12 protein-coding genes are annotated in these 11332 nt (G+C 57.7%); 8 read left to right on the top strand and 4 right to left on the bottom strand.

Annotated features, from left to right (window positions below):
• Window positions 1-100: 100 nt before the first annotated feature.
• The gene (gene tyrS, locus D882_RS0130640; protein WP_027926761.1) at window positions 101-1300 is read right to left on the bottom strand and encodes a tyrosine--tRNA ligase; all 1200 of its coding nucleotides are present in this window, start codon (window positions 1298-1300) and stop codon (window positions 101-103) included.
• Window positions 1301-1513: 213 nt separating this feature from the next.
• Here tyrS and D882_RS0130635 point away from each other — a divergent pair, with 213 nt between their 5' ends.
• Together D882_RS0130635 and D882_RS0130630 are read left to right on the top strand one after the other, a co-directional pair.
• Window positions 1514-2926 (top strand): peptidoglycan DD-metalloendopeptidase family protein, encoded by a 1413-nt coding sequence (locus tag D882_RS0130635; protein WP_027926760.1) that lies wholly within the window; start codon window positions 1514-1516, stop codon window positions 2924-2926.
• Window positions 2927-2929: 3 nt separating this feature from the next.
• On the top strand, window positions 2930-4021 hold the full coding sequence (locus D882_RS0130630; RefSeq protein WP_027926759.1) for an anhydro-N-acetylmuramic acid kinase: 1092 nt from the start codon (window positions 2930-2932) through the stop codon (window positions 4019-4021).
• A gap of 69 nt (window positions 4022-4090) precedes the next feature.
• Here D882_RS0130630 and erpA read toward each other — a convergent pair whose 3' ends face one another.
• The gene (gene erpA, locus D882_RS0130625; protein WP_007947969.1) at window positions 4091-4441 is read right to left on the bottom strand and encodes an iron-sulfur cluster insertion protein ErpA; all 351 of its coding nucleotides are present in this window, start codon (window positions 4439-4441) and stop codon (window positions 4091-4093) included.
• Between the two features lie 168 nt (window positions 4442-4609).
• Entirely contained in the window at window positions 4610-5644 is a 1035-nt protein-coding gene (gene argC, locus D882_RS0130620) for an N-acetyl-gamma-glutamyl-phosphate reductase (RefSeq protein WP_027926758.1), read from the bottom strand.
• 135 nt (window positions 5645-5779) lie between these two features.
• Between argC and hemJ the strand changes: the two genes are divergently transcribed.
• The 6 genes from hemJ (at window position 5780) to coq7 (ending at window position 10304) form a co-directional block, all read left to right on the top strand.
• A complete protein-coding gene (gene hemJ, locus D882_RS0130615) occupies window positions 5780-6208 on the top strand; it encodes a protoporphyrinogen oxidase HemJ (RefSeq protein WP_027926757.1) in 429 nt (142 codons plus the stop codon).
• A 33-nt stretch (window positions 6209-6241) separates the two neighbouring features.
• Complete coding sequence (locus tag D882_RS0130610) at window positions 6242-7210, top strand: nitronate monooxygenase family protein (RefSeq protein WP_027926756.1); 969 nt, start codon at window positions 6242-6244, stop codon at window positions 7208-7210.
• Window positions 7211-7302: 92 nt separating this feature from the next.
• Complete coding sequence (locus D882_RS0130605) at window positions 7303-8298, top strand: DUF805 domain-containing protein (RefSeq protein ID WP_027926755.1); 996 nt, start codon at window positions 7303-7305, stop codon at window positions 8296-8298.
• Between the two features lie 61 nt (window positions 8299-8359).
• Entirely contained in the window at window positions 8360-9148 is a 789-nt protein-coding gene (locus D882_RS0130600; protein ID WP_027926754.1) for an SDR family oxidoreductase, read from the top strand.
• A 61-nt stretch (window positions 9149-9209) separates the two neighbouring features.
• On the top strand, window positions 9210-9548 hold the full coding sequence (locus D882_RS0130595) for a histidine triad nucleotide-binding protein (RefSeq protein ID WP_027926753.1): 339 nt from the start codon (window positions 9210-9212) through the stop codon (window positions 9546-9548).
• A gap of 108 nt (window positions 9549-9656) precedes the next feature.
• Complete coding sequence (gene coq7 / locus D882_RS0130590; protein WP_027926752.1) at window positions 9657-10304, top strand: 2-polyprenyl-3-methyl-6-methoxy-1,4-benzoquinone monooxygenase; 648 nt, start codon at window positions 9657-9659, stop codon at window positions 10302-10304.
• A gap of 118 nt (window positions 10305-10422) precedes the next feature.
• Here coq7 and speD read toward each other — a convergent pair whose 3' ends face one another.
• Window positions 10423-11214 carry an adenosylmethionine decarboxylase gene (speD, locus tag D882_RS0130585; RefSeq protein WP_027926751.1) on the bottom strand — a complete coding sequence of 264 codons (792 nt, stop codon included), beginning with the start codon at window positions 11212-11214 and terminating at the stop codon, window positions 10423-10425.
• Window positions 11215-11332: the final 118 nt, after the last annotated feature.

Raw genomic sequence — 11332 nt, 5'->3', positions numbered from 1 at the left:
GTAACTCTTTGTTTACCAAGGAGTTTTCCGTTTCGACTGCGCCGGAAGTGGGGCGAATTATAGACATCCAGAATCTGCCGTCAAGCAATGATTTGCAGCTTTACTCGGATTTCAGCGTAATACGCGCAAATGACTTCTTACCGGCCTGACAAACGTGCGTCGCGCCCAGTACGTATATAAAGGTGCGATCAACCACCTCACCATCTATACGTACACCGCCAGCATTCAACAGGTCACGCGCCACCGCCGAATTCTTCACCAAACCTGCCTTATTAAGAACAGCCGCAATCGGCATATCTTCAGCAGCAGTCAATTCGATCTCAGGCAGATCATCCGGCAGCTCACCTTCCTTCATACGATTGCCTGCTCCACGGTGAGCATTGGCCGCAGCCTCCTCTCCATGGAAACGCGCAACGATCTCTTCAGCCAGCTTGATCTTGATGTCGCGCGGGTTCGCACCAGCCTCGACATCGGCACGGAATACATTGATCTCTTCCATGGAGCGAAAGCTGAGTAATTCGAAGTAACGCCACATCAGTGCATCCGGAATGGAAACCAGCTTGCTGTACATGACACCCGGCGCTTCCTGGATACCGACGTAATTGCCCAGAGACTTGGACATCTTCTTCACGCCATCCAGGCCTTCGAGCAACGGCATAGTCAGAATGCACTGCGGCTCTTGACCGTACCCGCGCTGAAGCTCGCGCCCCATCAACAGGTTGAACTTCTGATCGGTACCGCCCAACTCGACATCTGCACGCAGCGCGACCGAGTCATAACCCTGAACCAGCGGATAGAGGAACTCATGAATCGCGATGGGCTGATTGGTTGTATAGCGCTTGTCGAAATCGTCGCGCTCGAGCATGCGCGCGACCGTGTACTGCGAAGTCAGGCGAATGAAGTCGGCCGGCCCCATCTGATCCATCCAGGTGGAGTTGAACGCAACTTCGGTTTTAGCCGGATCAAGAATCTTGAAGACCTGGGTCTTGTAGGTCTCGGCATTCTCGAGGACCTGCTCACGGGTAAGCGGCGGACGAGTCGCACTCTTCCCGCTCGGATCACCAATCATTCCGGTGAAGTCACCGATAAGGAAGATCACCTGATGCCCCAGTTCCTGGAACTGGCGCAGCTTATTAATAAGCACGGTGTGACCCAGGTGCAAATCCGGCGCAGTCGGATCGAAGCCAGCCTTAATACGTAGCGGTTGGCCACGTTTGAGCTTCTCGATCAGCTCGGACTCGACCAACAGTTCTTCCGCACCACGTTTAATCAGCGCTAGCTGCTCTTCAACCGACTTCATAACAGACCCGCAAGGCTCGAATTCAAAGGGGACCAACCATACAAGATCACGCGTCAAATACAAAGTTTGGCCGGCGCAATGACGCCAATCCGCCGGCAGAGTGTCCGCGGACTTGCTTCAGAGATGATTTGGTTATATTTTATACAGTTATTTCATCTTCATCATGTCATTCATCTTTTCCAATTCATCTTTTTTCAAAGTCAAAAATCACTTATGACCAAAGAATCGTCTAAAGCGCCACCGCTTTACCCGAAGACCCACCTGCTCGCAGCAAGTGGCATCGCCGCTCTGCTGAGCCTGGCGCTTCTGGTATTCCCTTCCAGCGATGTTGAAGCCAAAAAGACCACCCTGAGTCTTGAACTGGAAACCCCTGCTGATCAACTGTCACAAGAACAAGACGCTGCAGAGGCTGCTCAAGCCACAAATGAACCCGTAGCCTCCCCTTTCGCGCAGATCGAAAACGCCGCCGAAGAACCGCAGGAAACCGCTCAGGCCGCGCCTGTGGTCGAAGAAAAGAAGGCTCCAAACCATAGGGAAGTGATCGTCTCCAAAGGCGATACGCTCTCCACACTGTTTGAGAAAGTTGGCCTCCCGGCCGCTGCGGTGCATGAAATCCTCGCCAGCGACAAGCAAGCCAAGCAGTTCAGCCAGCTTAAACATGGGCAGAAGCTCGAATTCGAACTGGACCCTAAAGGCCAGTTGACCAACCTGCACAGTAAGATCAGCGACGTCGAAAGCATTACCCTGACCAAGAATGACAAGGGTTATGTGTTCAACCGCATCACTGCCAAGCCCACCGTGCGTTCCGCCTACGTTCATGGCGTCATCAACAGCTCGTTGTCGCAATCCGCCGCTCGCGCCGGACTGTCCCACAGCCTGACCATGGACATGGCCAGCGTGTTTGGCTACGACGTCGACTTCGCCCAGGATATTCGCCAGGGTGACGAGTTCGATGTGATCTACGAGCAAAAAGTCGTCAACGGCAAGCCTGTCGGCAACGGCCCGATCCTTTCCGCACGTTTCACCAACCGCGGCAAGACCTACACCGCTGTGCGTTACATCAACAAACAAGGCAACAGCAGCTACTACACGGCTGACGGCAACAGCATGCGCAAAGCGTTCATCCGTACCCCGGTTGATTTCGCCCGCATCAGTTCGAAATTCTCCATGGGCCGCAAGCACCCGATCCTGAACAAAATTCGCGCCCACAAAGGCGTTGACTATGCAGCACCACGGGGCACGCCAATCAAGGCTGCCGGCGACGGTAAAGTATTGTTGGCCGGTCGCCGCGGCGGCTATGGCAACACCGTGATCATCCAGCACGGCGCCACCTACACCACGCTGTATGGCCACATGCAAGGCTTCGCCAAAGGCGTGAAGACTGGAGGCACGGTTAAACAGGGCCAGGTCATCGGCTTCATCGGCACCACCGGGCTCTCCACCGGCCCGCACTTGCACTATGAGTTCCAGGTCAACGGCGTTCACGTCGATCCACTGGGCCAGAAGTTGCCAATGGCCGATCCGATCGCCAAGGCTGAACGCTCGCGCTTCCTCGCGCAGAGCCAGCCGCTGATGGCGCGCATGGATCAAGAGAAGGCCACCCTGCTGGCTTCGAGCAAGCGCTAAGCCATGACGCTCTATATTGGTGTGATGTCCGGAACCAGTCTCGATGGCCTGGACATCGCGCTGGTTGAGCTCTCCCCGGCGATCAAACTGATCGCCACGCACTACATTCCCATGCCGGAGTCCCTGCGCACCGAGCTGCTTGGCTTGTGCGCCAGCGGCCCGGACGAGATTGCCCGCTCCGCCATCGCCCAACAAAACTGGGTAAGACTGGCGGCCCAGGGCATTCACTCCCTGCTCGATCAACAAAACCTGAAGCCCGAAGACATTCGCGCGATTGGCAGCCACGGCCAGACCATTCGCCACGAACCGGCGCGCGGCTTTACCGTGCAGATCGGCAACCCCGCCCTGCTGACCGAGTTGACCGGCATCACCGTAGTCAGTGACTTCCGCAGCCGCGATGTGGCCGCAGGCGGGCAAGGTGCTCCGCTGGTTCCCGCCTTCCACGAAGCCTTGTTTGATGAAAGCGCAGGTCATCGCGCGGTGTTGAATGTGGGCGGATTCAGCAACCTTAGCCTGATTGAACCCGGCAAACCGGTTGCGGGTTTCGACTGCGGTCCGGGCAATGTGCTGCTGGATGCCTGGATTCACCAGCAGCGCGGCGACAACTTCGATCGTGACGGCCAATGGGCCGCCAGCGGCAACGTCGAACCGGATCTGCTCAATGAATTGCTCAGCGATCCCTTCTTCGTGACCAAAGGCCCAAAAAGTACTGGCCGCGAAGTGTTCAACCTGCCCTGGCTGACACAGCATTTGTCGAAGCTACCGACCTTCGCCGCCGAAGACGTGCAAGCCACGCTGCTCGAACTCACCGCGCTGACCATCGCTGAGTCACTGCAACACGCCCAGTCGAACACTCAAGAACTGCTGGTCTGCGGCGGCGGCGCGCACAATACGACGCTGATGAAGCGCTTGGCCGGCTTGCTGCCGAATGCGCAAGTCAGCAGCACCGCCACTCACGGTGTAGACCCCGACTGGGTTGAAGCCATGGCTTTCGCCTGGCTGGCCCATTGCTGCCTCGAAGGCATCGCCGCCAACCGCCCAAGCGTCACCGGCGCCCGCGGCCAGCGCGTACTCGGTGCGATCTACCCCGCATAAACCCCAGACAGCAAAACGCCGCATAACCCATAAGGTCCTGCGGCGTTTTACAGTGTGCTGAAGGTGCGATCAGATCGAGAATGAAGAACCGCAGCCACAGGTAGTGCTGGCGTTCGGGTTCTTGATCACGAAACGCGAACCTTCCAGACCTTCCTGATAATCCACCTCGGCGCCTGCCAGGTACTGGAAGCTCATCGGGTCCACGACCAGGCTCACGCCCTCGCGCTCGACGATGGTGTCGTCATCGGCCACTTCTTCATCGAAGGTGAAGCCGTACTGAAAACCTGAACAACCGCCGCCCGTAACGAATACGCGCAGCTTCAAGCGATCATTCCCCTCTTCATCGACCAGGCTCTTCACCTTGTGCGCGGCACCGTGGGTGAATTGCAAAGCCGTGGGGGTGAAGGATTCGACGCTCATGCTGACTATCTCCCGGCGTTACGCCGCCATAATGCGTGATGACGCGCATTATCCGCTTCTCCTAGAAAATCGGTCAACTATTGTTACGGTATATCAATCAAGCAAACTGTCCGACCAGAATGCAAAAAGGCCCATTCAATGGGCCTTTTTGCTCTCCGCGATTGCGCCTTACGGCAGCATGCCGGCGTGGGATAAGCCGAAGCGCTCGTCCAGGCCGAACAGAATGTTCATGTTCTGCACCGCCTGACCCGACGCGCCTTTGACCAGGTTGTCGATCACAGACAGCACGACGACCAGGTCGCCATCTTGCGGACGATGCACGGCAATACGGCAGACATTGGCCCCGCGCACGCTGCGGGTTTCCGGGTGGCTGCCGGCTGGCATTACATCGACGAACGGTTCATTGGCGTAGCGCTTTTCAAACAACGCTTGCAGATCGACCGAGCGATCCACGACGGTTGCGTAAAGCGTCGAGTGAATGCCGCGAATCATTGGCGTCAGGTGCGGAACGAAGGTCAGGCCGACGTCCTTGCCTGCTGCACGACGCAGCCCTTGGCGGATTTCCGGCAAGTGACGGTGACCTTTCACCGAATAAGCCTTCATGCTTTCCGACGTTTCGGAGTACAGCGATCCTACAGAGGCGCCACGACCCGCTCCGCTGACACCGGATTTGCAGTCAGCGATCAAGCGCGTGGTATCCGCCAGGCCCGCTTCGAGCAGTGGCAGGAAACCCAATTGCGTAGCGGTCGGGTAGCAACCTGGCACCGCGATCAGGCGAGCCTCCTTGATCTGTTCACGATTGACTTCCGGCAAACCGTAAACCGCCTCTTCCAGCAGTTCCGGAGCACCGTGCGGCTGGCCGTACCACTTGGCCCACTCAACAGAGTCCTGCAGACGAAAGTCCGCTGACAGGTCGATGACCTTGGTCCCGGCTGCCAGCAGTTCGCCCGCCAACGCATGGGCAACGCCGTGTGGTGTGGCAAAGAACACCACGTCGCAAGCACCCAATGTCTTGATGTCCGGAACGCTGAACGCCAGGCCGTCGTAATGGCCTCGCAGGTTCGGGTACATGTCGGCCACGGCCAGGCCAGCCTCGGATCGGGAAGTGATCACTACCACTTCAGCTTGCGGATGCTGTGCCAACAGACGCAGCAGTTCGACACCGGTGTAACCCGTGCCGCCGACGATACCGACCTTGACCATAAACCTGCCCTCAACGAACCCACTGGAAAGCCGTCGATAATAGGGTGCGTATCGTCCTGCGACAACCGGCAAGGTGACGTGCGGCCGCTCAAGCCTCTACTATCCGGGCTACCGTGAACCTGGGAATAACTAAAAATGCTCTATTTGTGGCTCAAAGCGTTTCATATCGTCAGCATGGTCTGCTGGTTTGCCGGCCTGTTCTACCTGCCGCGCCTGTTCGTCTATCACGCACAGAGCGAGGACACGGTCAGCAAGGAACGCTTCAGCGTCATGGAGCGCAAGCTGTACCGAGGCATCATGGGCCCGGCGATGATCGCCACCCTGATCTTCGGCATTGCGCTGATCGCCCTCAATCCGAGCATCTTCAGTCAAGGCGCATGGATTCACGCCAAACTGACCCTGGTGGTGATCCTGATCGGCTACCACCACATGTGCGGTGCGCAGGTGAAGCGCTTTGCCCGTGGCGAAAACACCCGCAGCCATGTCTTTTATCGCTGGTTCAATGAAGTCCCGGTTCTGATATTGCTGGCTATCGTCATTCTGGTCGTCGTTCGGCCGTTCTAACTTTAATACGCACCACTTTCCGGGGTACTTCCAATGTCGCTGCCCGCTCTGCTCGAACAACGTTTGCGTCTGCCGGTCGTGGCTGCGCCGATGTTCCTGATTTCCAATCCGCAATTGGTGCTCGCCTGCTGCCGTAATGGCGTGGTGGGCAGTTTCCCCGCGCTCAACCAGCGCGAGAGCAGCGGGTTCAAGGCCTGGCTGGAAGAGATCGAGGCAGGCCTGGCGATACTGGAGAACCCGGCCCCTTATGCGGTCAACCTGATCGTCCACAACAGCAACCCACGCCTGCAAGCGGACCTGGCGATCTGCATCGAGCACAAAGTGCCGATTGTGATTACCAGTCTCGGCGCGGTGAAAGAAGTGGTCGACGCCGTGCACAGCTATGGTGGCCTGGTGTTCCACGACGTGACGACTCGCCGCCACGCGGAAAAAGCCGCCGAGGCTGGTGTGGACGGGTTGATCGCCGTGGCTGCGGGCGCCGGTGGCCACGCTGGCACCTGGAGTCCGTTCTCGCTGATTGCCGAAATTCGTCAGTTCTTCGACAAGACGCTGTTGCTGGCCGGCTGCCTGAACCATGGCCACGAGATTCTCGCGGCACAATTGCTCGGTGCGGATTTGGCCTACTTCGGTACGCGATTTATCGGCACCACTGAAAGTCATGCGCCTGACGCATACAAAGAAATGTTGCTGACTTCCAGGGCGGCGGACATCGTCCATACTCCTGCGGTGTCCGGCATACCGGCAAGTTTCATGCGCCAAAGCCTGGAAGCCGCCGGTTTCGACATGGCGGCCTTGCAAAACAAGGGTGAGGTCAACTTCGGTTCCAAACTGAAACCGGTCAGCGACGAAGCCAAAGCCTGGAAAACCGTGTGGTCTGCGGGTCAGGGCGTTGGGGAAATCGATGATTTGCCGAGTGTCGATCAATTGGTCGCACGGCTGGACGCGGAATACCGCAAGGCACTGGATCTGGCGGCACAGCTGCCAAAACGCTGGCCGCGCTGAGAGGAAAGTTTTGGCCAGCCCAACCCGGCTGGCCTTACACTCTGTAGCTGCAACACTTCTAACTCAAACACTCGCGACAAGGATGCCTCGCAATGAGCGAAAACCGTTTCAAGATCGTATTCGACGGCGCTCTGCTGCCAGGCGTCGACCTCACGACCGCCAAGCAGAATCTCGCCGCGCTGTACAAAAGCGAAGTCGCTGCGGTTGAACGGCTGTTCACCGGCAAGACCGTCACGCTCAAGCAGGATCTGTCGCACGTCGACGCACAAATTTACCTGCAGGCGCTGACGAAAACCGGCATCAATGCACGGATCGAAAGCGAGTCATCTATCGAGCTGAACCTGGCCGACGCGCACGAACACGCTCCCGCCAGGCCCCAGCCTGTCTTCGCCGAACCAGCCTCCCCCTACGCTCCGCCTCAGGCCAGCGTCGGCGAAAGCCTGCCAGCGTTCGCCACACTTAAGCCGTTCAGTGTCGAAGGTCGCATCGGACGCTTGCGTTATCTGGCGTGGACGATGGCCCTGACCCTTGTCTTGCTCGCCGTCGGTTCGGTCCTGGCCATCCTGGCGTTCGCGATTATCAGTGCCGATTCGACGGCAGGCTTGATCATCGGCGGTCTGGTCGCGTTCATTCTGTTCATTGCAGTGGCGGTCGTCAGTATCCAGTTCAGTGTTCAACGCTTGCACGACATCGGCTGGTCCGGCTGGCTATGGCTGTTGAACCTCGTCCCGTTCGTAGGCAGTTTCTTCCCGCTGGTGATTATGGTCGCCCCAGGCACCAACATCGCCAACCGCTACGGCCCGCCACCTCCGCCCAATACCACGGCGGTCAAAGTGCTTTCTTCGTTGTGGGTTGTGTTTATCGCCATCGTCATCGTGGGAGCTCTGGCCGGCGGTTACAGTGCGATTCAGGAAGAATACGAAAGCACCACGACAAGCAGCTACGACAGCGGCTCGGTGACCACCGAAGACGTTGAAGTCGAACCGGCCGAAGCAGCCGAAGCAGCCGAAGCAGCCGAACCCGCACCGGATTCTGCAGACGATGAAGCCGAAGAAGCCCCGGCCCCTGTAGACTCTGCGAAAGAATAAACAGCGCTCCCCGCCCGTGACACCTGCGTCGCGGCGCGGAGCTGTTGCGATGGAGAACTGCATGACCCGTTACGCTCTGATCACTGGCGCTTCCAGCGGTATCGGCCTGGCGATGGCCGAAGCGCTGGCCCGCCGTGGCCGCAGCCTGATTCTGGTGGCCCGACAGCGTGATCAGCTGGAAAGTATTGCGATTGAACTGACTCAACGTTTTGGCGTGGAAGTGCTGTTCCGTGCCTGTGACCTTGGCGAGCCACTACGCCTGTCGGGCTTTCTGCTGGAACTGGAGGAAGGTGACCGGCAGATTGATCTGCTGGTCAACTGCGCCGGCATGGGCACCTGCGGTCCCTTTCTCGCTCAAGACTGGATGACCGAGCAGGACCTGATCGAAGTGAACATCCTGGCGCTCACCCGCCTCTGCCACGCCATCGGAAATTCCATGGCCTTGCAGGGTGGCGGGCAGATCCTCAATGTCGCCTCGGTCGCTGCGTTCCTTCCCGGCCCGTGGATGAGTACCTACTACGCGAGCAAGGCGTACGTGCTGCATTTTTCCGAAGGCTTGCGCGTCGAACTGAAGAAATGCGCGGTCAAGGTCTCGGTGCTGTGCCCCGGCCCGACGCGCACCGGTTTCTTCCGTACCGCGCAATTGGACACGGGCAAACTGACCAACAGCAAAATGCTCATGAGTCCTGAAGAAGTGGCGCTCTATACCGTACGCGCCCTGGAGAAAAATCGCGCCATCATCATCCCCGGCCGACGCAACCGCTGGCGCGCCTTCCTGCCACGGCTCGGCTCGCGCTGGCTGAATCGGACAATTGCCGGCATGGTCAACAAGGTTTACTGCCCACGCTGAATGGTCCTTCGGTAAAACCATGGGTACACTCAGGCCAGCCAAAACAACGGAGAAAACAGCTGTGGATACTCTGTTCACCAAGATCATCAACCGGGAAATCCCGGCCAAGATCATTTACGAGGACGACCAGGTACTGGCCTTCCACGATATCGCCCCACAGGCACCTGTGCATTTTTTGGTGATCCCAAAGAAACCGGTGCGCACCCTTAACGAACTCACCGAGGACGACAAGGCGCTGGCCGGGCATATTCTGTTCACCGCACAGCGTCTGGCGCTGGAACTGGGTTGCGAAAAAGGTTTCCGCGTTGTCATGAACTGCAATGAAGAAGGTGGGCAGACTGTCTATCACATTCATATGCACGTGCTGGGTCAGCGTCAGATGCACTGGCCGCCGGGCTGATTGCCGGCTGCTCCAGGGGAGTGGCCAGCCACTCCCGCATGACCCAGCTCAAACCTTCCCCGGCCGATTGGGTTAAACTGGCCGCCGAGATTTTTCCCGGAGGTCAGCATGACTACCCAACGTCACTACTCGCCGATTGACCGTCTTCTGCTGCAAGCCGATGCCGCCATGCGCACCCTGCTGCCCTTCAGTGGCCAGCCTTACCGCCCGTCGCCGGCCATCGTCCAGCCCGATGCAAAATTGAGCGATGAGGACACCCGGCACGTTGCCGGCCTGATGCGCATCAACCATACCGGTGAAGTCTGCGCCCAGGCGTTGTATCAAGGGCAAGCCCTGACCGCCAAGCTCCCGCATGTGCGCGCCGCCATGGAACATGCTGCCGAAGAAGAAATCGACCATCTGGTCTGGTGCGAGCAACGCATTCATCAGTTGGGCAGCCATACCAGCATTCTTAACCCGCTGTTCTACGGCATGTCCTTCGGGATTGGCGCAGTGGCCGGGTTGATCAGCGACAAAGTCAGCCTCGGTTTTGTTGCCGCTACTGAACATCAAGTGTGCAAGCATTTGAATGAACACCTGGAGCAATTGCCGGCGGAGGACGAAAAATCCCGGGCGATTCTTGAGCAGATGCGTATTGATGAAGAACATCACGCTGAGAGTGCGCTGGATGCGGGCGGGTTCCGTTTTCCGGCACCAGTGAAGTTCGGGATGAGTTTGTTGGCCAAGGTGATGACCAAGAGTACTTATCGGATCTGATAGATGCACTGCCCCGGAGGGCCCTATCGCGAGCAGGCTCGCTCCTACAGGGTTCTTCGTTTCAGCCATAAAAAAGGCGACTGCCGTGAGGGAGTCGCCTTTTTTGTGTTCGAGAATCTTACGCCATATTGCGTGCGTAGAAGATTTCGAGCATTTCGTGCTTCACACGCTCAGTCACCTGGGCACGTTGCTCAGAGGACAGGTTGCTGGTGGCGTCACCGAACAGGTAGTTATCCAGTTCGAAGTTCTTCAACAGCATTTTGGTGTGAAACAGGTTTTCCTGGTACACGTTCACGTCAGTCATCTGGTACGCGTCGCGGGTGTCGTCGGACAGGTAGTTCTGGATCGAATTGATCTCGTGGTCGATGAAGTGCTTTTTGCCTTCAACGTCACGGGTGAAACCGCGCACACGATAATCCACGGTCACGATGTCCGAATCGAACTGGTGAATCAGGAAGTTGAGTGCTTTCAACGGTGAGATGACACCACAGGTCGACACGTCAATGTCCACACGGAACGTTGCAATACCGTCCACCGGATGGATTTCCGGGTAGGTGTGCACCGTGATGTGGCTCTTGTCGAGGTGGGCCAGGATAATTTCAGGCAGCGGGCCCGGGGACTCTTCGATCTGGCTGTCGGTCGGGGTTACCGGCTCTTCAGAGATCAGAATCGTGACGCTGGCGCCCTGTGGTTCGTAGTCCTGACTGGCAATGTTCAGGATGTTGGCACCAATGATATCGACAACTTCCGTGAGGATCTGCGTCAGGCGTTTCGCGTTGTACTCTTTATTGATGTACTCAACGTAAGCCTGTTGGTCTTGCGGGGTTTCCGCGTAGCAGATGTCATAGATGTTGAAGCTCAAGGTCTTTGTCAGGTTATTGAACCCGTGGAGCTTGAGTTTGCTTTTCACCGTTAAAAACTCTCTATGTATTGCGGCCTGGCCGCGTGATCAAGCATGCCCGTCAAATGCGAACAACGCACCTGCGTAGGACGGTTAACACCTCTTCGCGATGGCGATTTTGGTTGTC

The organism is Pseudomonas sp. URMO17WK12:I12, from assembly GCF_000514395.1.
Classification (GTDB): domain Bacteria; phylum Pseudomonadota; class Gammaproteobacteria; order Pseudomonadales; family Pseudomonadaceae; genus Aquipseudomonas; species Aquipseudomonas mucoides.
Note: the sequence above shows the minus strand (reverse complement) of the source record. Positions and strands in the feature narration are given on the sequence as shown.